Source organism: Allofournierella massiliensis (assembly GCF_004345265.1).
Lineage (GTDB): Bacteria > Bacillota > Clostridia > Oscillospirales > Ruminococcaceae > Allofournierella > Allofournierella massiliensis.
On the sequence record NZ_SLUM01000011.1, the window covers coordinates 1 to 24,191 of the forward strand.

The window sequence follows — 24,191 nt, forward strand, 5'->3', positions numbered from 1 at the left end:
CATTGCAGTTTCAGACTACAACAAAAAATGAGATAGGCAACCCTTTCGGGGAAGTCTATCTCATTTTTTTCATTTTAGGCTATTTTGCAACAGCCCCTTTTTTGTACCCGCGCTTATTGCGGCGAAAAAGTTACAAATGATTTTGCAAAAACCGGGAGTTTTTGTCCAAACAGGGAGAAACTGTCGCGCAATTGCTGCAAAAAGATGTGGCAATCCCGTGAAAAAATCATGAAAAAAGACAAAATTTTTACAAAGACAAAAATACACTTGCACTTTTTTGGGATAAAGTGCTACAATGTTACCAAGCCAATCGCAGCGGACACAATTGTTCGCAGTGAAAAAACACTTCGCTCCGGCCCTTGCGGGGCAGAGCGGAAAAGGGTAAAACCAAATTCAGGAGGAAAGCAACCATGAAAAAGATGTTAGCTCTCGTGCTGGCTGCCGTGATGGCGTTCAGCATGGCTGCCTGCGGCGGCGGCTCCGGCTCCACTGCAACCAGCGGCGCTACCAGCACCGATTCCACCGCGGCCAGCGGTTCTGCCACTGCCGCTACCGGCGTTACCGTTCAGGTAGGTCCCAACCCCGAGACTCTGGACCCCGCGCTGAACAGCGCCATTGACGGCGCCAACATGCTGATCACCGCTTTCGAGGGCCTGCTGATTGTGGACGAGAACAACCAGGTTCAGCCCGGCCAGGCCGAGAGCTATGAGGTCAGCGAGGATGGCCTGACCTGGACCTTCCACCTGCGTGAGGGCCTGAAGTGGTCTGACGGCACCGATCTGGATGCCAACGACTTCGTGTATACTTACAAGCGCGTTGCGGATCCCAACACCGCTGCTCCCTATTCCGCCACTGCCGTGGGCATGATCGCCGGCTATGAAGAGGCCATGAACGGCAATCCCGACGCTCTGCAGGTTGAAGCTCCCGATGCTCTGACCTTCGTGGTACACCTGAGCTACCCCTGCACCTACTTCGATAAGCTGGCTGCCTTCGCTACCCTGAGCCCCGTGCAGCAGGAGACCATCGAAGCCAATGGCGATTCCTGGGCCACCGCTCCCGAGACCTACGTCTCCAATGGCCCCTACTACATGACTGAGTGGACCGTTGGTCAGCAGATCGTGTTCAGCAAGAACCCCTACTACAAGGGCGGCTGGGACACCAGCAAGATCGTTTCCGAGACCATCACCTTCCTGCTGATGGAAGACTCCACCGCTGCTTACACTGCCTATACTACCGGCCAGGCCCAGCTGATCAAGGACGTTCCCACTGAGGAAATCCCCAGCCTGACCAAAGCCGAGGATGGCGGCGACTTCTATGTTGATCCCATCATGGGCACCTACTACCTGAGCATGAACGATCAGGTCGAGCCCTTCAACGATGTGAATGTACGTAAGGCTCTGAGCCTGGCCATCGACCGTGAGTATGTTGCCAACACCCTGATGCAGGGCACCTACTCCCCCGCTTACAAGCTGACCGGCCCTGGCATCACCGATGCTGACGGCAGCTCCTACATGGATAATTCCGATTACGATGTGATCCCCACCGATTACGAGGAAGCCAAGAAGCAGGCTCAGGAGGCTCTGGCTGAGGCCGGTTACCCGAACGGCGAAGGCTTCCCCACCATCACCTACTCCACCAACGATTCCGGCTACCACAAGGCCGTGGCTGAGTACCTGCAGCAGTGCTACAAGGATGTTCTGGGCATCAACCTGGAGGTTGAGGTTGTAGAATGGTCCTCCTTCACCCCGCAGCGTCGTGCTGGTGACTACCAGATGGCCCGTAACGGCTGGGTATTAGACTACAACGATCCCTCCAGCATGCTGGAGCTGTTCATGACCGGCAACGGCAACAACGATGGTAAGTACTCCAACGCCGAATACGACGAGATGATGGAGAACACCAAGATCGCCGATAAGGACGAGCGTTTTGCCAACCTGCACGCCGCTGAGAAGATCGCCATGGAAGATTACGCAATGATCCCCCTGGCCTTCTACAATGACTTCTGGCTGCAGAGCTCTTCCCTGAAGGGCAGCTGGCACAGCCCCTACGGCTACTGGTACCTGCAGTACGCCTACGTTGAGTAAGGCTGTATGAGCTTCGGCTCTTCCAGAGAGCAAAGTTTCTCTGTTCAACACACAGAAGAAAAAGACCCCGGATGCTTCCGGGGTCTTTTTCTGTTGTGAAGCAGGATTGTAGCCTTTGTCCATTTGGACAAAGGATTGTGAAAGGTGCATAAGTTAGAACATGTTCTGAAACATAGAAAATACAGGTTGACGAACAAAAGAAACAAAAAAGTTACAAACCGCACATACCCATTGCACTTTTTTGGGGTAAAGTGCTACAATTCGAATAAACACCCAAGAAATTTGAATATTTATTCAAACATTCAATGGGGAAAGGCTGCTGCCCGCATCTGGAATCTGCGGGAAAAACAGCAGCCCGCAGCCGGAAAACGAGCTTACCGCGGAGCGCGTAACCGGCCGCAGGAGAAACTTTGCAAACTGCTTGAGGAGGAATACCAATTATGAAAAAAGCCTTGTCTCTGGTGCTGGCTGCCGTGATGGCATTCAGCCTGGTGGCTTGCGGCGGCAGCAGCTCTTCCACTGCCAGCGCCGGCAACGCCGGCTCCGCTTCCGGAAGCGCCACCGCCAGCAATGTGACCGTACAGATCGGCCCCAACCCCGAATCCATCGACCCGGCGCTGAACAGCACCATCGATGGCGGCAATATGCTGATCACTGCCTTTGAGGGCCTGCTGATCGTGGACGAGAACAATCAGGTTCAGCCCGGTCAGGCCGAGAGCTGGGAGGTCAGTGAGGACGGTCTGACCTGGACCTTCCACCTGCGCGAGGGCCTGAAGTGGTCCGACGGCACGGATCTGGACGCCACCGATTTTGTGTATACTTATAAGCGCGTTGCCGATTCCGACACCGCTGCTCCCTACTCGCAGACCGCCGTGGGCATGATCGCCGGTTACGACGAAGCCATGGCCGGCAATCCGGATGCTCTGCAGGTGGAAGCGCCTGATGCCAACACCTTCATCGTGCACCTGAGCTACCCCTGCACCTACTTCGACAAGCTGGCTGCCTTCGCTACCCTGAGCCCCGTGCAGCAGGAGACCATTGAGGCCAACGGCGACGCCTGGGCCACCTCTCCCGAGACCTACATCTCCAACGGCCCCTACTACATGACCGAGTGGACTGTGGGCCAGCAGATCGTGTTCAGCAAGAACCCCTACTACAAGGGCGGCTGGGACAGCGATAAGATCGTGACCGATACCATCACCTTCCTGCTGATGGAGGACTCCACCGCTGCCTACACCGCTTACACCACCGGTCAGGCCCAGCTGATCAAGGATGTTCCCACCGAGGAAATCCCCAGCCTGACCAAGGCCGAGGATGGCGGTGAGTTCTATGTGGATCCGGTTATGGGCACCTACTATCTGACCATGAACGATTCCATCGAGCCCTTCAACGATGTGAATGTGCGTAAGGCTCTGAGCCTGGCCATCGATCGTGACTACATTGCCAATACCCTGATGCAGGGTACCTACTCCCCCGCTTACAAGCTGACCGGCCCCGGCATCACCGATGCGGACGGCAGCGCCTACATGGACAAGTCCAGCGGCGAGTGGATTCCTGAGGATTACGAGACCGCCAAGGCCATGGCTCAGCAGGCTCTGGCTGATGCCGGCTACCCGAACGGTGAGGGCTTCCCAACCATCACCTATTCCACCAACGATGCAGGTTACCACAAGGCTGTGGCCGAGTATCTGCAGCAGTGCTACAAGGAAGTTCTGGGCATCAACCTGGAGATCGAGATTGTGGAATGGTCCTCCTTCACCCCGATGCGCCGTGCCGGTGACTACGAGATGGCCCGTAACGGCTGGTCCTTCGACTACAACGATCCTTCCAGCATGCTGGAGCTGTTCATGACCGGCAATGCCAACAACGACGGTCAGTACTCCAACCCCGAGTTCGATGCGATGATGGAAAACACCAAGATCGCCGACAAGGAGCAGCGTTTTGCCAACCTGCACGCTGCTGAGGAGATTGTCATGGCGGATTACTCCATGATCCCCGTGGCCTACTACAACGACTTCTGGCTGCAGAGCCCGGATCTGCAGGGCACCTGGCACAGCCCCTACGGCTACTGGTACCTGCAGTACGCTTACATCGGCGAGCCCGCTGAGGACACCACTGCCGAGAGTGAGAGTGTAGCCGACAGCACCGCTGCTGAGAGCGTCGCTTCCGAGGCCGCTTCTTCTGAGGCTGCCGAGAGCGCCGTGAGCGAGACTGCCGAGAGCGCTGCTTCCACGGAAGCTGCTGCCAGCGAGGGTGCCGAAAGCGCCTCCGCCAGCGCCGCCTGATTGGGCACGGAATACAAACACCAAAAAGAGCCCCGCAAACGCGGGGCTCTTTTTTCATACCAGCTGGCCTGTTGGCAAAAATCAGCACTCCTCTTGTTCAAACAAACAACGAGTTGTGAAAACTATATAAAAGAGGTGTGAAAAAAGAATCTTTCGGTGGAGAACTTTTCCAGAAAAGAAAACAAATTTTTTACAATTTTACAAGAGTCATTGAGCTTTTTTGGGGTAAAGTGCTACAATGCGTTCAAGACACCCGCTGCGCGCCGTGTATTTTATGAACAGACAAACAGCGGGGCCGGGGTTTGTATCTGGAACCTGCAAACCCGAAAAACGGCATGTGTGTTTGCCGGTTCTGCCTCTTCCGGGGTTGAATCGGCGCAGAGAAACTTTGCTTATCTGTAAGAGGAGGAACCGCAACATGAAAAAAGTGTTAGCACTGGTGCTGGCCGCTGCCATGGCGTTCAGCATGGTCGCTTGCGGCGGCAACAAGACTGCCACCAGCGGCTCTGCCGAGGGCACTGCCACCGGCAGCAGCAATGTGACTGTTCAGCTGGGCCCCAACCCTGAGACCCTGGATCCCGCGCTGAACAGCGCCATCGACGGCGGCAACATGATCCTGACCGCTTTCGAGGGCCTGCTGATTCTGGACGAGAACAACGAGATCCAGCCCGGCCAGGCTGAGAGCTACGAAGTGAGCGAGGACGGCCTGACCTGGACCTTCCACCTGCGTGAGGGCCTGAAGTGGTCCGACGGCACCGACCTGGATGCCAACGATTTCGTTTACACCTATAAGCGTGTGGCCGATCCCGCCACTGCCGCTCCCTACTCCGCCACTGTGGTGGGCATGGTTGCCGGCTACGACGAGGCCATGGCCGGTAATCCGGACGCTCTGCAGGTGTCTGCTCCCGATGCCAACACCTTCGTGGTGACTCTGGCTCATCCCTGCACCTACTTCGACAAGCTGGCTGCTTTTGCCACCCTGAGCCCCGTGCAGCAGGAGACCATCGAGGCCAACGGCGATTCCTGGGCCACCTCTCCCGAGACCTATGTCTCCAACGGCCCCTACTACATGACTGAGTGGACCGTGGGCCAGCAGATCGTGTTCACCAAGAACCCCTACTACAACGGCGGCTGGGATACCAGCAAGATCGTTACCGACACCATCACCTTCCTGCTGATGGAGGACTCCACCGCGGCTTACACCGCGTTCCAGACCGGCCAGGCCTCTCTGGTGCGTGACGTTCCCACCGAGGAGATCCCCAGCCTGACCGGCACCCCCGAGTTCCATGTGGATCCCATCATGGGCACCTCCTACATGAGCATGAACCTGCAGAACGAGCTGTTCCAGGACGTGAACGTGCGTAAGGCCCTGAGCCTGGCTCTGGACCGCGATTACATCGCCAACACCGTGCAGCAGGGCACCTACCTGCCTGCTTACGAGCTGACCGGCCCCGGCATCACCGATGCGGACGGCACCACCCCCTACATGGACAACTCCAACAAGGAGTGGATCCCCACCGATTACGAGGAGTCCAAGAAGCAGGCTCAGCAGGCTCTGGCTGACGCCGGCTACCCCAATGGCGAGGGCTTCCCCACCATCACCTACACCACCAACGATTCCGGCTACAACAAGGCTGTTGCTGAGTACATGCAGCAGTGCTACAAGGAAGTTCTGGGCATCAACCTGGAGATCGAGATCGTGGAATGGTCTTCCTTCACCCCGCTGCGCCGCTCCGGTGACTACGAGATGGCCCGCAACGGCTGGGTATTCGACTACAACGATCCCTCCAACATCCTGGAGCTGTTCATGACCGAGAACGGCAACAACGACGGTAAGTACTCCAACCCCGAGTTCGACGAGCTGATGAACAACACCAACATCGCCGACGTGGAGCAGCGCTTTGCCAACCTGCACGCTGCTGAGGAGATGCTGATGGGCGACTACGCCATGATCCCCATCGCTCACAACAGCGACTTCTGGCTGCAGAGCACCGATCTGCAGGGCACCTGGCACAGCCCCTACGGCTACTGGTACCTGCAGTACGCCTACATCGGCGAGCCCACTGAGGACACCACTGCCGAGAGCGAGAGCGTAGCCGACAGCACCGCCGCCGAGAGCACCGCTTCCGAGACCGCTTCTTCTGAGGCTGCCGAGAGCGCTGTGAGCGAGGCTGCTGAGAGCGCCACCTCCGAGGCTGCTTCCTCCGAAGCTGCCGAGAGCGCTTCCGCCAGCACCTCTGCTGCCGCCTGATTTGGCATCAAAACAAATCAAAGGACCTGCCCAAACGGGCAGGTCCTTTTTTGTCTGTTCAGGGAATCATGAAGTGGTTACCGGGATGACTGATTCCCCGATGGTGATGCTTTCGATGGTATCCAGCGGAAGGATTCGGTCAAATACGCCGCTGATCTCGCAGCGGGTGCTTTCCCCTTCCGGTCGAATACCGCCGCCAAAGCCGGTCAGATCGATTTGGCTGCCGTCGGTGAGGGTAAGATAGACCGGCTGCGGGGTAAGGGCGCTGTCCGGTGTGCCGGAGCTTTCGTTTTCGCGCTGCTGCAGCGGTGTGTTTACCGTGTAGTCGATTCGCAGAGACAGCGGCGAGATGGACACGCTGTTCAGCACGGCGGTTTCTCCGTTTACGGTGAAGCTCTGCCCGCCGGCCAGCTCCAGTGAACTGTCCTCAAAGGCAAAGTCGAACCGCAGCTCCCAGGTGCCCCGGGCCAGAAGTGCCGCATCCTCGCCGATTCCCTGCTTCAGGTCGGTCAGGCGCACGGTGGCGGTGCCCGGCTTCAGCGGGGCATCTGCGGTGAGCAGCTGCACGAACTGGACGGCATTGTCGGTGGGGTTCTCGTCAAAGAACCAGGCAGTTCCGTGTGTGCCGCCCAGGTGGCCCACGTCGGTGTCCCAATCGCCGAAGCGAAGCGCCAGCGCTCCATCCCGGTTGGGGTCCGGGTCCGCAGTGATGGGCGCACCGTCCTCCCGATAGAGGGAATAAACGATGGCGTAGCTGTAAGTGTCGCCGATGATGGCGTCGGCCTGGACGGTTACCCCGCCCACGGTGGTGCGGGCGTCCAGCGGGTGGCCGATCCGGTCGATGATTTCGGTCTGGGCGGGTGCGGTGCCGAACACCGCGCCAAAGGCCTGTGCCGCGGGTTTCAGTGCGCCGCTGGCAGCCGCACCCAGACAAAGGGCCCCGGCAAGAGCCGCCGCCGCACCCAGGGCGCAGACCCGGCGCAGTGGGATGGCCCGCCCTTTGGAGGGCTGGGAGGGCTGGGCCGATTGAGCGGATTGGGTCATCAGGCGATCAATCATTTCCTGTTTCTGCTGTGGGGAAAACCGCAGCTCGTTCATGGCGTCCTTATAGGTTTTCATGCCAGTTCCTCCTGTTCCAGCAGGGTGCGCAGCCGCGCCCGGCCCCGGTTCAGCCGGGTGGAGATGGTGGCCGGGTTTTCTCCCAGCAGCCGGGCGATTTCCTTTGCGGCGTAACCCTCATAATAGTACAGATAGATTACCGCCCGGTACTTGGGCGGCAGCAGCTGCACGGCGGCCAGCAGGCTTCCCTCCTCCGTCGGTGGGGCGGGTACCGGTGCGGCCTCATCCATGGCCACGGTGGTGCGTCGCCAGTGGCTCTTCAAAAGATCTTTGCAGGCGTTGGCGGTGGCGCGGATGATCCATGCTTTTTCGTGTTCCGGGCTTTCAAAGCTCCGGGGGCTGGTGAGCAGCTTGAGAAAAACGGTCTGGCAGATGTCCTGTGCGTCGGCGGTGCTTTTCAGGTAGGTATAGCTCAGCCGGAGGATCAGGTCGGAATAGGTATTTACCAGCCGCTCTGCCTGGCGGCGGTCCATGGGAGGATTCGTATCGCTCACTTCCTTTGCTGTGGTGTGGAAAAGCGCTTTCACCGGGAATACGACTGAGAGGGCGCGGATCTTTCAGTAAAAATAAAAAAATGCCCACTGGATGTTCCAGTGGGCACAATTGTTTGAAGAAATCAGCCGGGCACGCTGTCCAGCACGGCCTGAGCGATGGCGCCGCCCTCGGACCAGAGCCCCTCCAGCGTGGCGCAGCTCTCGTACTCCGCCGGGTTGCTCACGAAGCCCAGCTCCAGCAGCACCGCGGGGCAGATGTTGGATCGGGTCACATAGAAGGCGGAATATTTCGGCCCACGGTCGTTGCGGCCGGTGGTCAGGCTCACATTTGCCGAAAGGGCGGTGGCCAGCGGTTTGCCCTCGGTGTAGAACCAGTAGGCCTCGGTGCCGCCCACCTGATTTAGATCCGCGTTCATGGCGGCACTGTTGTGGTGGATGGCGATGAAGAAATCCGGTTTCTGGCTGTTGAGCATCTCCATCCGCTCGGCCAGCGTGTAGAACACATCGGTATCCCGGGTCATGGTCACGGTGGCGCCCAGCTGCTCCAGCCGGTATTTGGCGGCCAGTGCGGCGGAAAGGTTCAGCTCGCTCTCCTGGGGGAAATCCTCCACCGGCGAGCCGGGCGCGCCCATGTCGTCGCCGCCGTGGCCCGGGTCAAGCAGCACGGTCACACCGGCCAGCGGAAGAGCCGGGTCACTGCTGCGCACGGGCTGGTGCTTCAGGGCAATGCGGCTGCCGCCCTCCGCCGTGTAGTCCACAAAATAGCCCCACAGGGGATCGCTGTCCTGGAAGGTGAAGTGCAGAGAGAAGCCGTTTTCTTCCGGCTCCACGGTCACACTGGCGCCCTCAAAGCCAAAGTTCTGCGGAAGTTCACCGGAGAAGGTGGCGGAATAAAAATGCAGCGTAAACTCGTTGCCTTCCCAGATATGGGTGTAATAGGGCGTGCCGCTGCCCGTGAAGGTCAGATATTCGATTCCGTTCTCTTCGCTGGCAGAAAGGCCGGTGAAAGCGGCCTGCGCGGTGCCTTCCTCCAGCAGCTCACAGTCCGCCGCTTTTATGTAGTTGCCATCGGGCAGCTGATAGGCGTAGGTGCGTTTGCTGCCGCTCACAAAGGAAACGCTGTCTGTTACCTCTGCCACCGCGCCCTCATAGGCGGTCATGGCGATGGTGCTGGTATCCTGATAGTCGGGAAGGGCGCTGGCCAGCGTGGAGGTCACCCGCAGCAGCTGGCCGGGCTGTGCTGCCACCGAGCCATCGGAGACGATCTCCGGTGTACCGGAGCCGCCGGAACCACTGGTGGGTGCGGGCTTGGTCAGGGTGATGGAAACCGAGGATTCCCCCTGCTGGGCGGTGAACACATTGTCGCCCTCGGCAAGGCTCACTTCCAGGCCCCACATGCCGTAGGAGCTGTAGCGCTCCACATTCTGGCCGTTCACGGTCAGGGGTTGGTTGGGGTCGGAAGTGCCCATCAGAAAGATGGTGTCGGTGTAGACCTTGCTGGCCGGATCCGGGGAGACGATGGCCAGCGTCTGGGAAAACTGCTGCTGGGCAATTTCGGGCAGACCGTCGCCGGAAAGGTATTGCAGGGTCACTGCGGCGCTTTCGGTGCCGTTCACAAGGCCGGAAAGGCTGCCCAGCACCACGCCGGTGCCCGGCTGCAGCTGGCATATCGCGACGGCAAGAGCGGGGCTCTGCTGGGCCAGGGTCAGCTCCGGCTGGCCCTCGGCGGTGTAGCGGGCGGATACCCCCTCGCCGCTGGGCTCATACAGCGTCAGACCATACCGATCGGCGGTTTCGGTCATCCAGTCCTTTGCAGCCAGCTCTTCCGGCCGGTACAAAGCCACCAGCATGCCCCGCTGGGAAGCCTGCTGCATCAGGATTCGGATGGGGTCGAAGGAGGAGAACAGGCTGTCCGACTCGCTCACCATGGGGGCAGGCTCGGCGGAGTCCAGCTTGCGGGCCAGCACACCGCCGCCGGGGGTCTGGCCGGTGAGCAGCACCGTGTTGGCGCCCTGTGCGGCTGCCTCGTCCAGCGTGCTGGACAGGAAGGTCTCCTGCTCCTGACGGGTATGACTCTCGTCGAAATATGCGGCCCAGGCATCGTCCAGCAGAACGGCCCGGATCTGGTCCGGGGTCTGCATGTGGGGCATGGCCAGGCCGGCAACACCCCGGATCAAAAGAACGATGGCAAAAATCAGAGCCGCCAGCGCAGCAGCGGCAAGAACAATCATCCCCAGGGCAAAGGGGCGACGGGTTTTTACGGGCATAATGGTTCCCCCTCTCGTGGCTGCCCCGATTGGCGGGGCTTTGAACTCATTATAGCACGTTTGCGGAGGGCTGCACAGGAAAAGCATCTGCCAATTTTTGCGTCGGGGCTTGCGGGAATGTGGTATACTGAAAGGGATACTAGGGCAACCTCGCACAATTCACGCCTGCCGGCTCAGGCGGCGTATCACGCCAAAATTTTCCGTGCTATTTTCCAAAAATGCTCGCCAATCCACCAAGGATTGGCTGCGTTTTTTGGTTCATATCACAAAAAATTTTCTGGCGCACTCCACCACCTGGAATTGTGCGGGATTGCCCTGACAACAAGAGTGTGAGGATGGATTCCATGAGCATGCAAGTACCCAAAAACGGTTTTACCCACGGCGGCAAGTTCCACGCGGACGATGTGTTCAGCACCGCGCTGCTGCGCATCCTGCGGCCGGACTTCACCGTGACCCGTGGCTTCTCTGTGCCGGAGAACTTCGACGGCATTGTTTACGACATTGGCAACGGCCCCTTCGACCATCACGCGGCGGATCGGGCCGAGCGCCCCAACGGGGTGCCTTATGCGGCTTTCGGCTTGCTGTGGCGGGAGTTCGGCGCACAGCTGGTGGGGGAAAATCAGGCCCGTCTGCTGGACGAGAACTTTGTGCAGCCGCTGGATCTGAACGACAACACCGGCGAAAGCTGTCTGCTGGCGGATGCCATCGGCGGTTTCAATCCCCTGTGGGATCAGCCTCGGGATCCGGATGAGTGTTTTGCACGGGCAGTGGATTTTGCCCAGGTGATTCTGGAGAATAACATCGAAGCGGCCCGGGCGGTGAACCGGGCGGACGCGCTGGTGCAGAAGGCCTATGCGGAAAGCAGGGATGGCATTGTGATTCTGCCCTGCTATGCCCCCTGGAAAAACGCCCTCTACCGCAGCGACGCGCTGTTTGTGGTGTATCCCAGCCAGCGGGGCGGCTGGTCGGCCCAGTGTGTGAACGACCGGTTGACCAAGCGGCCCAAGAAGCCCTTCCCCATGGGCTGGGCAGGCCAGCCGGAGGAGCATCTGCGCAAATCCTCCGGCATTGCCACCCTGCGTTTCTGCCACGCCAGCCGGTTTCTGATCACCGCCGAGACCAAAGAGGACGCCATCGCCGCCTGCTATTTTGTGCTGCGGGGCGGCAAAAAATAAGTTTGCAGAATAAGGACGGAACCTTCCATGGAACAGAACAATCTGCCGGCTCCCGCCTATGTGTATATGATGCGCTGCGCCAACGGTGCGCTGTACACCGGCTGGACCAATGACCTGCTGCGCCGGCTGCGGGCCCACGCCAGTGGTAAGGGGGCAAAATACACCCGGGGTTTCGGGGGCGAGACGCTGGCCTATGCCGAGCTGCTGGAGGATAAAACCGCCGCGCTGCGCCGGGAAGCAACCCTCAAAAAGTGCAGCAAGGAGGAAAAGGAGGCGCTTGCCTCCGGGTTCGATCCGGCCCGCTTTGTGCTGCTGCGGCCGGCTCGCCCGGCGGACGCCGAGGCGGTGCTGGGCATTTACAGCCACTATGTGCTGCACTCCACCGCATCCTTTTTGTATCAGCCGCCCAAACTGGAGGATTACCGACGGGAGATGCGAGCCCTCTGCCGCCGCCTGCCCTTTTTCCTGGCGGAGAACGCACTGGGGCAGGCGCTGGGTTACGCCTGTGCCCATCCCTGGCGCTACGGCACCGGCGCTTACGCGTGGGACACCGAGACCACCATCTACCTTGCCCCGGAGGCCCGGCGGCTGGGTGTGGGCAGTATGCTGTATCACGCGCTGCTGGCGGCGCTGTGCCGCCAGGGCTACTGGAACGCCTATGCGGTGCTGGCGGATCCCAACCCCGCCAGCGAAGCCTTTCATGAGCGGTTTGGCTTTGTGTGCGAGGGGCGGCAGGCCCGCTGCGGGCTGAAAAACGGCTGGCAGGGTGTGAGCTACTGGCTCATGGATCTGGCCCCCGGCCGCACCGACCCGCCCGCAGAAGAGCCCCGCGCTCCGCTGCCCGGAGAGCTGGCCGCGCTGGCTGCCGCCACCCGTCAGGGCGCGGACTGGAAGCAGCTGGCCGGGCTGGAGCCGGATGAGAAGAATAAGGAGCAGTGAATCGGATGGAACGGGAAATTACGCCGGGGCGTTACCGGCACTTCAAGGGCAATTATTATCAGGTGGAGGGCGTTGCCCGTCACAGTGAGACCGACGAGCGGCTGGTGGTATATCGGCCGCTGTACGGCGAGGGTGGCCTGTGGGTGCGCCCCTACGAAATGTTTGCAGGCCCGGTGGACCGGGAAAAATACCCGGACGCGGACCAGACCTGGCGCTTTGAGCGGGTTGGAGACTGAGCCCTGCCCGAAAATGAAAAAAGCGCAAAAGCCATTTTGGCTTTTGCGCTTTTTGTCAAACCGATTCCTTCAGGATGCGGCCGTCCGTGCTGATCACGGCAACCTTCACATCCAGTGCCTTGCCGCTGGCGGCCACCGCCCGCTGCACGGCGTATTCCATCCCGCCGCAGCAGGGCACCTCCATGCGCACTACGGTCAGGCTGCGGATGTTGTTGGCCGCCAGAATGGCGCCCAGCTTTTCGGAATAATCCACCATGTCCAGCTTGGGGCAGCCGATCAGGGTTACCCGGCCGGCCATGAACCGGCTGTGCAGGCCTGCGTAGGCGTAGGCGGTGCAGTCGGCGGCGATGAGCAGGTCGGCCCCTTCAAAATAGGGGGCGTTCACCGGAGCCAGCTTGATCTGTACCGGCCACTGGCGCAGGCAGCTGGCGGGCTCCTCACTGGGCACAGCGGCTGCGGGCTGCGGGTTCAGCGCCCGGCTGCGGCTGCCGGGGCAGCCGGTGTGGGCGGGGGTGCCGGTCTTTGCCTTGTTGGCCAGTACGGCGGCTTCGTCGTAAGCGGCGGCCTCCCGCTCTTCAAAGGAGATGGCCCCGGTGGGGCAGGCGGGCAGGCAATCGCCCAGGCCATCGCAGTAGTCGTCCCGCAGCAGGCGGGCCTTGCCGTTTACCATGCCGATGGCTCCCTCGTGGCAGGCCGCGGCGCAGGCGCCGCAGCCGTTACAGGCGGCTTCGTCGATTTTAATGATTCTACGGATCATAGCAGCAGTTCCTTCCTTTCACGCCCACCGGGCGCAGCTCACAATCAGATTCTGTACCCAGTATACCCGGTGGATGTCAAATATTCTGTTTGAAATCAAACAAAATGAAAAGAATATAATCCTATTGACAAGATGGGAAATATGGCGTATCATATCGCTATCCTGAATTTTCCACGGAAAGGCGGCGTGTGCAATGAATCGGATGTATCTTTGCCCGGCGGCCGGAGGTCTGGCCCGATGTTGAACCGGCCGGGCGCGGGGCCCGTACCAGATGCAGTCCAATCGAACCAGAAACAGAAAAGGAGAATGAACCATGTCCAAGATCTACACCGCAGCGGATCAGCTGATCGGCCGCACTCCCCTGCTCCGCCTTGTCCGCCTGGAACAGCAACTGGGCCTGAATGCCGTGCTGCTGGCAAAGCTGGAATCCTTCAATCCCGCCGGTTCGGTGAAGGACCGGGTGGCCAAGGCCATGCTGGATGATGCCGAGGCGAAGGGCCTGATCGGCCCGGGCGGCACCATTATTGAGCCCACCAGCGGCAACACCGGCATCGGCCTTGCCTCGGTGGCGGCGGCCCGGGGCTACCGGGTGATCATCGTCATGCCGGACACCATGTCGGTGGAGCGTCGCCAGCTGATGATGGCCTATGGGGCCGAGCTGGTGCTCACCCCCGGCGCCAGGGGGATGACCGGCGCCATCGAAAAGGCAAAGGAGCTGGCGAGCCAGACCCCCGGCAGCTTTATCCCCGGCCAGTTCGAAAATCCCGCCAACCCGGACGCCCACTACCGCACCACCGGCCCCGAGATCTGGGAGGATACCGATGGCAAGATCGACCTGTTTGTGGCCGGTGTGGGCACCGGCGGCACCATCACCGGTGTGAGCCGTTACCTGAAGGAACAGAATCCGGCCATCCATGTGGCCGCGGTGGAGCCGGCGGATTCGCCGGTGCTGTCCGGCGGGAAGGCCGGCCCCCACAAGCTGCAGGGCATCGGCGCGGGATTTGTGCCGGATGCTCTGGATCAGAACGCCTATGATGAGGTGCTTACCGTGACCACCGAGCAGGCCTTTGAGGCCAGCCGGGCCCTGGGCCGGGCAGAGGGCGTACTGGCGGGCATTTCTTCCGGCGCGGCGCTGGCGGGCGCTATCCGGCTGGCAAAGCTGCCGGAGAATGCGGGCAAGACCATCGTGACCCTTCTGCCGGACACCGGCGACCGGTATCTGTCCACCGGGCTGTTCACCGCAGAGGGCTGAAAAACAGATTTTCCATAACAAAAAGGGAGGAGCGTTTTTAACGCTCCTCCCTTTTTGGTCCAAATGGCCCGCCGCACACAAACGGCCAGGAGGTCTTATGGCGGGCCTTACGGCAGAGAAAGAGAGAACAGAGACCGACGGCTCACAGCAGATGCACCGCAACCACCAGACCGGCAAACACGATGGAAACCATGCTGGTGAGCTTGATCAGGATGTTGATGGAGGGGCCGCTGGTGTCCTTAAAGGGATCGCCCACGGTGTCGCCCACCACGGCGGCCTTGTGGCAGTCGCTGCCCTTGCCCCCATGGGCGCCGCTCTCGATGTACTTTTTCGCGTTGTCCCACGCGCCGCCGGAGTTGGCCATCATCACGGCCAGCACAAAGCCGGTAACGGTGGTGCCTGCCAGCAGGCCGGCCACGCCTTCCACGCCCAGGATCAGGCCCACCACAACGGGCACGATCACCGCGATCAGGGCGGGGGCCAGCATCAGCTTCTGGGCGCTGCGGGTGCACATATCCACGCAGGAGGCATAGTCCGGTTCAGCTTTGCCTTCCATCAGGCCCTTGATTTCCTTGAACTGGCGGCGAACCTCCACCACGATGCTCTGGGCCGCCTTGCCCACCGCGTCCATGGTCAGAGCCGCGAACAGGAAGGGCAGCATGCCGCCGATGAACAGGCCGATCAGGGTGGTGGGATTGGTGATGGACAGATCCAGCACAATGTCCGGATCAATCTGGTGAACCTTGTCGATGTAGGAGGCAATCAGCGCCAGTGCGGTCAGGGCCGCGGAACCGATGGCGAAGCCCTTGCCGGTGGCGGCGGTGGTGTTGCCCAGGCTGTCCAGCGCGTCGGTACGCTGGCGAACCTGTGCGGGCATGTGGGTCATCTCGGCGATGCCGCCCGCATTGTCCGCAATGGGGCCGTAGGCGTCGGTGGCCAGGGTGATGCCCAGGGTGCTCAGCATGCCAACGGCGGAAACGCCCACGCCGTACAGACCCATGTTGAAGTCCTCGGCGCCGCCGCTGCAGAAGTAGCTCAGCAGGACGGAAATGCCCACGATCACAACGGGAGCCACGGTGGAAAGCATACCCAGAGACAGGCCGCTGATGATTACGGTGGCGCTGCCGGTCTCACTGGAGGCCGAGAGCTTTCGGGTGGGAGAATAGCTGTCCGAGGTGTAGTATTCGGTGAGCGCGCCGATGATCACACCGGCGGCCAGACCGCTGATCACCGCGATGAACACGCCGGTGGCGTGCTCGGCGGGCAGCAGCCAGTGGATGGCGAACCAGGCACAGATGGCGATCAGCACGCTGCTGATGTATGTACCGGTGCGCAGGGCGGTCAGCAGATTCTTCTGGCTGGCGCCCTCCTTGGTCTTTACGAAGAAGGTGCCCGCGATGGAGCACAGCACGCCCAGCGCGGCCAGCAGCATGGGAACGCCCACGCCCTGCATGCCGAAGCCGGCAGCCACGGCCAGCGCGCTGGTGGAAACGATGGAGCCCACATAGGATTCATACAGGTCGGCGCCCATGCCGGCCACGTCGCCCACGTTGTCGCCCACGTTGTCTGCGATAACGGCGGGGTTGCGGGGGTCATCCTCCGGAATGCCCGCTTCCACCTTGCCCACCAGGTCGGCGCCAACGTCCGCCGCCTTGGTGAAGATGCCGCCGCCCACACGGGCGAACAGCGCCATGGAGGAAGCGCCCATGCCGAAGGTGAGCATGTTGGAGGTGATGTTCTGAATCAGGATCTCCTGGCTGGCCACCGGATCAATGGCGGTGTACCAGAAATGGAGGAAGAAATACCAGACGCTCAGGTCCAGCAGGCCCAGGCCCACCACGGTGAAGCCCATGACCGAGCCGGCGCTGAAGGCCACCCGCAGGCCCTTGTTCAGGCTGTTCGAGGCGGCGTTGGCGGTGCGGCAGTTGGCCATGGTGGCGGTGCGCATGCCAATAAAACCGGACAGGCCGCTGAAGAAGCCGCCGGTCAGGAAGGCGAAGGGGGTAAAAAAGCTCAGAAAGCCCAGAGAAGCCATAATCAGCAGGATCACAAAGACCACCGCGAAGAAGATGGCCACGCCCTTATACTGACGCTTCAAGTAGGCGGTGGCACCGTTGCTCACCGCGGCCGAGATCTTTGCCATCTGGGCGGAGCCCTGAGGTTCTTTCTTTACCCGGGCAAACATGGCCGCCGCAAACAGCAGGGCAAGCACGGAGCCTGCCGTAACAAAGTACATCGCGCTCATGATCGAATGATCCCTCCTTGTTCAAAACACCGGCAAAGCCGGGGTGTACCACGCGAAAAACGCTTCAGGGGTAACGAAGCGAAAATTCCGCTGTTGCCTTCATTATAGAACGAAACCCCCGGAAAAACAAGAATGATGCACAAAATATTTTTTAAGCTATAAAATATTTTGTAAAAATAGTTGAAAACGTATTTCCTTTACTGCAGGAAAGGATTATAATAGACTAAACACAATGGACGACCATGCGATTCTGCCGTTTTTTACGGAAAAGCAGTTGCGTCCCCGGAAAGTTTTCTGCTACAATGTGTTAAAGCGAAAAAGTGAGCGAGGGCGAAAAGGCATGAAGCGAGGGCTAGTACTGGCGGGCGGCGGAGCCCGCGGCAGCTACCAGGTGGGGGTATATCAGGCGCTGACCGAGCTGGGCTGGCGGCCGGATGTGATTACCGGCACCTCGGTGGGCTGCCTGAACGGCGCCATGTTCGCCACCGGTCAGTGGGCCACCGCCCGGGACATGTGGCTCACCATCGACACCCGTCAGGTGATCACCGATCCGCCGGACCCGGAGCAGGGGGTGCTGAACTTCTGGCAGGAAACCATGCGCGGCGGCGGGCTGGATGTGACCCCACTGGAGAGCATCGTGGATCGGGTGCTGGACGAGGATGCGCTGCGCACCTCCCCCATTGAATTCGGTCTGGTCACCGTGAACAAGCGCAACCTGCGCCCGCTGGAGCTCACGGCGCAGCAGATCCCGCAGGGGCAGATGAAGGATTATCTTCTGGCTTCCGCCGCATGCTTTCCGGCCTTCCGGCCCCGGGCCATTGAGGGCGAGCAGTTCATCGACGGCGGCTATGCCGACAATATGCCTGTGGGCCTTGCCCGGCGTATGGGTGCGGAAGAAGTGGTGGCCGTGGATGTGGACGGCATCGGTATTACCCGCCGGATGCCGCCCCAGCTGCCGGTGATTCTGGTGCGCAGCCACTGGGAACTGGGCGCGATTCTTACCTTTGATCCCCAGCAGGCAAGGCAGAACATCGCCCTGGGCTACAACGATACCTACCGGGCCTTCGGCCGGATTCTGGGCATTGCATACAGCATACAGGCCGGCCAGGAGCGGGCGCTCACTGAGGGCTTTGTGCGCCCCTACGCAGAGCTGCTGCGGCGGGTGATGGGGGCGAACCCTGCCCTCACCTTTGCGGAACAGGCGGCACTGGGCGGGCTGGAAAAGCTGGCGGCCACCGCTGCCGCCCGGGCGCTTGCCCCTCTGGAGCGGGCCTGCGAGCTGGCGGGCGTTGCGCCGGAGCCGGTTTACACCGCCGGTGAGCTGTTTGAGGAATTTTTACAGCGGGTGGATCCCCAGATCTGCCTGCGTTTCGCACCGCTGTTCGAGGCGGATGCGGGCCTTTGTATCCGGGAGGCCGCTCAGGCGGCTGCCGCGCCCGGAGAGTTTTTGCAGGCACTTGTGGCGGCAAGCCTGCGCGGATCCCAGGGAGGTGAGGAGCCATGAGAAGATTTACAGGCATCAGTGCATCCAAGGGACTGGTCATGGGGCCGGTTCACCGGCTGCATCACGGCACTGCCGGTCTGGTGCGGGTGGTTGGTCTGCCGGTGCGCGAACAGGCTCTGTTCGATGCCGCTGTCATCCTGGCCAAGGAGGAGCTCCACGTTCTGGAGGAAAAGACCGACGGTACCCAGCAGGCCATTCTCATGTTCCAGCGGATGATGCTGGAGGATGCGGGCCTTCTGGCACAGGTGGCCCAGCGCATTGCCGATGGCGACGGCGCGGCCGCAGCCATGGAATGGGTGGGCCGGCATTACGCCGCCACCCTGGAAAATCTGGACGATGAATACATGAGCCAGCGGTCGGTGGATGTGCTGGACGTCTGCCGGCGGGTGGTGAACATTCTGGACGGTGAGCCCCGCAAGGCCCCCGAGCTGGAGGTTCCCTGCATTCTGGTGGGCGAGCGAATCTTCCCCAGCGACATCATCAGCATTGATCGGGCCAAGATTCTGGGCTTCGCCACCAGCGGGGGCAGCATCCAGAGCCACGCGGCCATCATGGCCCGCACCATGGACATTCCCGCTGTGGTGCAGCTGGGCAGCGAGATGCTGGCATACAGCGAGGGGCAGGCAGCCATTCTGGATGCCTACAACGGCGACATGATTATCAAACCGGACGCGGATGCGGTGCGCCATGCCCAGCGGCGGATTGTGGGCGAGGGCATGCTGAAGCGGCGTATGGCATTCCTGAAGGACCAGCCCTGTGTGACCAAGGACGGCACCACTGTTACCCTGCTGGCCAACTGCTCCAGCCCCACCGATATCCGGGCTGCGATGGATGCGGGCGCGGACGGCGTGGGCCTGCTGCGCAGCGAATTCGTGATCACCGGCGAGCACATTCCCGCCGAGGATGAGCAGTACTATTATTATATGACCTGCCTGGAGGCTGCTGCCGGCCACCCGGTAACCATCTGCACCTTCGACATCGGGGCGGACAAGCGGGTGGCCGGTCTGGAGGATACCACCAACTATTCCCCGCTGGGCATGCGGGGGGTACGGCTCCAGCTGAGCCATCCCGAGCTGTTCGTCACCCAGATGCGGGCACTGCTGCGCACTGCGCTCAAGGGCGATCTGCGCATCATGTTCCCCATGATCACCGGCCCGGCGGACTGGAAGGAAGCGCTGGAGCTTGTGGAGGTAGCCAAGAGCCAGCTGCGCCGGGAGGGAGTTCCCTTCAATGAAAAGGTACCCATCGGCGCCATGATCGAGGTGCCCAGTGCCGCGCTGCTGGCGGACGAGATTCTGGCGGACCGGTGCTCCTTTGTGCACATTGGCACCAACGATCTGATCCAGTACACATACGCGGCGGACCGGCGCGACAGCCGGATGTCCGGCTATTTCACCGGCTGGCCCCACGCGGTGGGCCGCCTGATCGATATGGTGGTGGCGGCTGCTTGGAGCCAGGAGCTGCCGGTGACCATCTGCGGCGTGAGCGCCACCGACCCGGACACTGCCGAGCGGTTCATCCGTCAGGGCGTGCGTGGTTTGTGTATGGAGGCCCGCAGCCTGATGCAGATCAAGGCCCACCTGCTGGAGCTGGATCTGAACGAACCGCCCCGCTTCCGGCGATAAATATCGGAAACACCTCTCTCCCCTGCATCCGAAACCGGGTGTTGGGGAGATTTTTTTGCGCATTTGAGCAGATTTGCGCGAAAATGCGCGGATGCAGGAAAAGAAAATGAAGAAATTTGATTATTTTTGATAGAAAATGCTTGAATTCGCCAAATATCTGTGTTATAGTGAAACCAGAACAAAAGAACGGAACAAAAAGGAGGCGGCGTGATGCTGGCAGAAAAACGGTTTGCGGTTATTCTGGAAGTGCTGGCCAAGCGCCGGGCGGCCACCGTCACCGAGCTGGCGCAGCGGCTGGATACCTCGGAATCCACGGTACGGCGGGATCTGATGATTCTGGCCGAGCAGGGCAAGCTGAACAAGGTGCACGGCGGCGCCACCGCAGTGGACGCCATGTTCGAGAGCACGGAGCCCACCATGAGCGCCAAGGAGCAGCTCAATCTGGACCAGAAGGACATGATTGCCCGCTATGCGGCGGCGCAGGTTCAGCCGGACGACGTGATTTTCCTGGATGCGGGCAGTACCACCCTGCGGATGCTGGAGTATCTGGAGCCCAGCGACGGGCTGCTGATCGTGACCAACGGTATCCTGCACGCCCAGCGGCTGGTGAACAAGGGCTTCAAGGCCTACATTCTGGGCGGCATGCTCAAGACCGGAACCGAGGCCATCGTAGGCTCCGGTGCGGTGCAGGCACTGGGGCACTACAACTTCACCAAGGCGTTTATCGGTATTAATGGTATCACCGTGGGCCAGGGCTACACCACCCCGGACGTGGAGGAGGCCGAGCTGAAGGCCACCGCGCTGCGTCAGGCCTACATCAAATATGTTCTGGCAGATTCGTCCAAGTTCGGGCGGGTATCGGCGGTCACCGTGGCCCCCATCGACCAGGCCTGCATTGTAACCGACCGCCTGCCGGACAAGAGTTATCGCAAGCACGCAGTGATCAAGGAGGTAGAAGGGTTATGATATACACCGTTACATTCAATCCCGCGCTGGATTATGTGGTGCGCATGGATGAGCTGGCTCTGGGCCAGGTGAACCGCACCGTCAGCGAGGACGTGCAGCTGGGCGGAAAGGGCATCAACGTGTCCTGGGTGCTGCGGGAGCTGGGCCATGAGAACGTGGCGCTGGGCTTTGTGGCCGGCTTCACCGGCAAGGCCATTGAGGACGGGCTGGCCGCCAAGGGCGTTGCCACCGACTTCATCCACCTGCCTGCCGGGCTCACCCGTATCAATGTGAAGCTGAAGGCCGGCGAGGAGACCGAGATCAACGGCAAGGGGCCGGACATCAGCGCCGAGGCGCTGGAGGAGCTGCTGCACAAGCTGGATGCCCTGGGCGAGGGCGATGTGCTGGTTCTGGCCGGCAGCATCCCCGCCAGCATGCCCAGCGATGTGTACGAGAGCATTCTGGCCCGGCTGGAGGGCAAAAAGGTGCTCTGTGCGGTGGACGCCACCCGGGATCTGCTGGTAAACGTGCTGAAATACCGGCCCTTCGTGATCAAGCCCAACAACCATGAGCTGGGCGAGATCTTCGGCCGCACCCTCACCACCGACGAGGAGATCCGGGAGTGCGCCGCCAAGCTGCAGGAGCAGGGCGCCCGCAACGTGCTGGTAAGCATGGCCGGCGACGGCGCGATGCTGCTGGACGAAAACGGCGTGTGCCACCGGCTGGCCGCCCACAAGGGCAAGGTGAAGAACTCGGTGGGCGCGGGCGACTCCATGGTGGCGGGCTTCCTGGCCGGCTATCTGGACAGCGGCGACTACGAGCAGGCCCTGCGCGTGGGCAGCGCCGCGGGCAGCGCCACTGCATTCTCGGATGTACTGGCCACCCGCCCCGAGATCGAGGCTCTTTTGAACAAGGCATAAGCGTGCGCCGCGGAACCACAGAACCGCACGCCTGCAAATAGATCGCACCCCTAGAAAAAAGAACGAGAGAAAGGATCGAGAATCATGCGTATTACGGATTTGCTCAGACCGGAAAGTGTGGAGCTGCACACCAGCGCAGCGAATAAGGAAGCGGCCATCGACAAGCTGATCGGCCTGCATGTGGCTGGCGACAATCTGGCAGATGTGGAGGCTTACAAGCAGGCCATTCTGGCTCGCGAGGCTCAGAGCAGCACCGCCATTGAGGCGGGCATCGCGGTGCCCCACGCCAAGAGCGAGGCGGTCAAGCGCCCCGGTCTGGCGGCCATGACCCTGGACACCGGCGTGGACTACGGCGCCATGGACAACAAGCCCAGCGACCTGTTCTTCATGATCGCCGCCCCCATGGACGGCAACCTGCATCTGGAAATCCTCAGCCGCCTGATGGTGCTGCTGATGGATGGCGACTTCACCGCCAGGCTGCGGGCCGCCACCACTGTGGAGGAGTTCATGAAGGCCATCGACGAGGCCGAAGGCGCCAAGTACGGCGAGCCCGCTGCGCAGGAGACCGCCGCTGAGGCTGCTCCCGCTGCCGAGGAAAAGGCCGCCGGTTACCGTGTGCTGGCTGTTACCGCCTGCCCCACCGGCATTGCGCACACCTACATGGCTGCCGAGGCTCTGGAGAAGGCCGGCAAGGCCATGGACATTCCCCTGAAGGCCGAGACCAACGGCTCCGGCGGCGCCAAGAACGTGCTGACCGCTGAGGAGATCGCCGCGGCCGACGGCATTATCGTTGCCGCCGACAAGAATGTGGAGACCGCCCGTTTTGACGGCAAGCGTGTGCTCTTTGTTCCCGTGAGCGAGGGTATCCATCATCCCGAAGAGCTGATCGGCAAGATCGTGGAGAAGCAGGTTCCCATCTACCACTACTCCGGCGCGGTGGAGACCACCGAGACTGCCAAGAACGAGAGCATCGGCCGTCAGCTGTACAAGCATCTGATGAACGGCGTTTCCCACATGCTGCCCTTCGTAATCGGCGGCGGCATTCTGATCGCCCTGGCTTTCCTGCTGGACGATTACTCCATCAACCCCGCAAACTTCGGCATGAACACCCCCGTGGCGGCCTTCTTCAAGACCGTTGGCGGCGTGGCCTTCAACTTCATGCTGCCCATCCTGGCGGGCTATATCGCCATGAGCATTGCCGACCGTCCGGGTCTGGCCGTTGGCTTTGTGGGCGGCAGCCTGGCCGCTGCCGGCACCAGCTTTGCCACCATTCTGGATCCCAACACCGCAGCCATTCCCGCCGGCTTCCTGGGCGCGCTGCTGGCCGGTTTTGTGGGCGGCTACTTCATGCTGGGCCTGCGCAAGGTCTGCGACAAGCTGCCGGACAGCCTGGAAGGCATTAAGCCCATTCTGCTCTACCCTGTAATCGGCGTGCTGTTCATGGGCCTGTTCATGTGCCTGGTAAACCCCATCATGGGCGCCATCAACAACGGTCTGATCGCTTTCCTGAACAGCCTGGGCGGCACCAGCAAGATCCTGCTGGGTGCGGTTCTGGCCGGCATGATGAGCATTGATATGGGCGGCCCCTTCAACAAGGCTGCCTATGTAACCGGTACCGGCGCCATTGCCACCGCCGCCGCTGCAGGCGCAGCGCAGGGCGCCATCGAATACCAGATGATGGCCGCCGTTATGGTGGGCGGCATGGTTCCCCCGCTGGCCATCGCTCTGTGCACCACCTTCTTCAAGAAGAAGTTCACTCAGGATGAACGCAAGTCCGGCGTGGTAAACTACATCATGGGCCTGTGCTTCATCACCGAGGGCGCGATTCCCTTCGCTGCCTCCGATCCCCTGCGCGTGATCCCCAGCTGCGTGGTTGGCAGCGCGGTGGCCGGCGCTCTGAGCATGTTCTTCGGCTGCAGCCTGATGGCTCCTCACGGCGGTATCTTCGTGTTCCCCGTGGTCACCAATGTGCTGGGCTATGTGATCAGCCTGGTGGTGGGCAGCCTGGTTGGCATGCTGCTGCTGGGTGTTCTGAAAAAGAACAAGGAGCAGTAATCCATTTGTTACAAAGCAGGCCCGCGTGCTGCGGTGCG

General features: G+C 61.0%; 17 protein-coding genes. 12 read left to right on the plus strand and 5 right to left on the minus strand.

What is annotated here, in order from left to right; all coding sequences use genetic code 11:
- Window positions 1-410 precede the first annotated feature (410 nt).
- From EDD77_RS07630 to EDD77_RS07640, 3 genes are all read left to right on the plus strand, one after another.
- Window positions 411-2,084 (plus strand): peptide ABC transporter substrate-binding protein, encoded by a 1,674-nt coding sequence (locus EDD77_RS07630; protein WP_058963403.1) that lies wholly within the window; start codon window positions 411-413, stop codon window positions 2,082-2,084.
- 440 nt (window positions 2,085-2,524) lie between these two features.
- Window positions 2,525-4,369, plus strand: coding sequence for a peptide ABC transporter substrate-binding protein (locus EDD77_RS07635; protein WP_077138498.1), 1,845 nt, complete (start codon window positions 2,525-2,527; stop codon window positions 4,367-4,369).
- A 418-nt stretch (window positions 4,370-4,787) separates the two neighbouring features.
- Window positions 4,788-6,620, plus strand: coding sequence for a peptide ABC transporter substrate-binding protein (locus EDD77_RS07640; RefSeq protein ID WP_077138497.1), 1,833 nt, complete (start codon window positions 4,788-4,790; stop codon window positions 6,618-6,620).
- Between the two features lie 66 nt (window positions 6,621-6,686).
- On the opposite strand, the gene EDD77_RS07645 is transcribed toward EDD77_RS07640, so the two are convergent.
- The 3 genes from EDD77_RS07645 to EDD77_RS07655 form a co-directional block, all read right to left on the minus strand.
- Window positions 6,687-7,739, minus strand: coding sequence for a hypothetical protein (locus EDD77_RS07645; protein ID WP_058963402.1), 1,053 nt, complete (start codon window positions 7,737-7,739; stop codon window positions 6,687-6,689).
- Complete coding sequence (locus EDD77_RS07650; protein ID WP_058963401.1) at window positions 7,736-8,212, minus strand: RNA polymerase sigma factor; 477 nt, start codon at window positions 8,210-8,212, stop codon at window positions 7,736-7,738. The genes EDD77_RS07645 and EDD77_RS07650 overlap by 4 nt, the downstream gene beginning before the upstream one ends.
- Window positions 8,213-8,355: 143 nt before the next feature.
- Window positions 8,356-10,500, minus strand: coding sequence for an N-acetylmuramoyl-L-alanine amidase (locus EDD77_RS07655; RefSeq protein ID WP_058963400.1), 2,145 nt, complete (start codon window positions 10,498-10,500; stop codon window positions 8,356-8,358).
- Window positions 10,501-10,850: 350 nt separating this feature from the next.
- On the opposite strand from EDD77_RS07655, the gene EDD77_RS07660 reads away from it, so the two are divergent.
- From EDD77_RS07660 to EDD77_RS07670, 3 genes are read left to right on the plus strand one after another with little or no spacing between them, the layout of a single operon-like run.
- Complete coding sequence (locus EDD77_RS07660) at window positions 10,851-11,675, plus strand: MYG1 family protein (protein WP_058963545.1); 825 nt, start codon at window positions 10,851-10,853, stop codon at window positions 11,673-11,675.
- 27 nt (window positions 11,676-11,702) lie between these two features.
- On the plus strand, window positions 11,703-12,614 hold the full coding sequence (locus EDD77_RS18030) for a GNAT family N-acetyltransferase (RefSeq protein ID WP_058963399.1): 912 nt from the start codon (window positions 11,703-11,705) through the stop codon (window positions 12,612-12,614).
- Window positions 12,615-12,619: 5 nt separating this feature from the next.
- Window positions 12,620-12,850, plus strand: a complete 231-nt coding sequence (locus EDD77_RS07670) for a DUF1653 domain-containing protein (RefSeq protein ID WP_058963398.1) — start codon at window positions 12,620-12,622, stop codon at window positions 12,848-12,850.
- Between the two features lie 55 nt (window positions 12,851-12,905).
- Here the strand turns inward: EDD77_RS07670 and EDD77_RS07675 are convergent, their stop codons facing one another.
- Window positions 12,906-13,607, minus strand: coding sequence for an ATP-binding protein (locus EDD77_RS07675; protein WP_058963397.1), 702 nt, complete (start codon window positions 13,605-13,607; stop codon window positions 12,906-12,908).
- A gap of 313 nt (window positions 13,608-13,920) precedes the next feature.
- Here EDD77_RS07675 and cysK point away from each other — a divergent pair, with 313 nt between their 5' ends.
- Window positions 13,921-14,859, plus strand: a complete 939-nt coding sequence (gene cysK, locus EDD77_RS07680) for a cysteine synthase A (protein WP_058963396.1) — start codon at window positions 13,921-13,923, stop codon at window positions 14,857-14,859.
- A 142-nt stretch (window positions 14,860-15,001) separates the two neighbouring features.
- Here cysK and EDD77_RS07685 read toward each other — a convergent pair whose 3' ends face one another.
- Window positions 15,002-17,104, minus strand: a complete 2,103-nt coding sequence (locus tag EDD77_RS07685; protein WP_058963395.1) for a sodium-translocating pyrophosphatase — start codon at window positions 17,102-17,104, stop codon at window positions 15,002-15,004.
- Between the two features lie 340 nt (window positions 17,105-17,444).
- Here EDD77_RS07685 and EDD77_RS07690 point away from each other — a divergent pair, with 340 nt between their 5' ends.
- The 5 genes from EDD77_RS07690 (at window position 17,445) to EDD77_RS07710 (ending at window position 24,153) form a co-directional block, all read left to right on the plus strand.
- On the plus strand, window positions 17,445-18,608 hold the full coding sequence (locus tag EDD77_RS07690; RefSeq protein ID WP_058963544.1) for a patatin-like phospholipase family protein: 1,164 nt from the start codon (window positions 17,445-17,447) through the stop codon (window positions 18,606-18,608).
- Window positions 18,605-20,233, plus strand: a complete 1,629-nt coding sequence (gene ptsP / locus EDD77_RS07695) for a phosphoenolpyruvate--protein phosphotransferase (protein ID WP_058963394.1) — start codon at window positions 18,605-18,607, stop codon at window positions 20,231-20,233. Before EDD77_RS07690 ends, ptsP begins: the two co-directional genes overlap by 4 nt.
- 210 nt (window positions 20,234-20,443) lie before the next feature.
- Window positions 20,444-21,199 carry a DeoR/GlpR family DNA-binding transcription regulator gene (locus tag EDD77_RS07700; RefSeq protein WP_058963393.1) on the plus strand — a complete coding sequence of 252 codons (756 nt, stop codon included), beginning with the start codon at window positions 20,444-20,446 and terminating at the stop codon, window positions 21,197-21,199.
- Window positions 21,196-22,098, plus strand: a complete 903-nt coding sequence (gene pfkB, locus EDD77_RS07705) for a 1-phosphofructokinase (protein WP_058963392.1) — start codon at window positions 21,196-21,198, stop codon at window positions 22,096-22,098. The genes EDD77_RS07700 and pfkB overlap by 4 nt, the downstream gene beginning before the upstream one ends.
- 84 nt (window positions 22,099-22,182) lie before the next feature.
- Complete coding sequence (locus EDD77_RS07710; RefSeq protein WP_058963391.1) at window positions 22,183-24,153, plus strand: PTS fructose transporter subunit IIABC; 1,971 nt, start codon at window positions 22,183-22,185, stop codon at window positions 24,151-24,153.
- The last annotated feature ends 38 nt before the right edge of the window (window positions 24,154-24,191 follow it).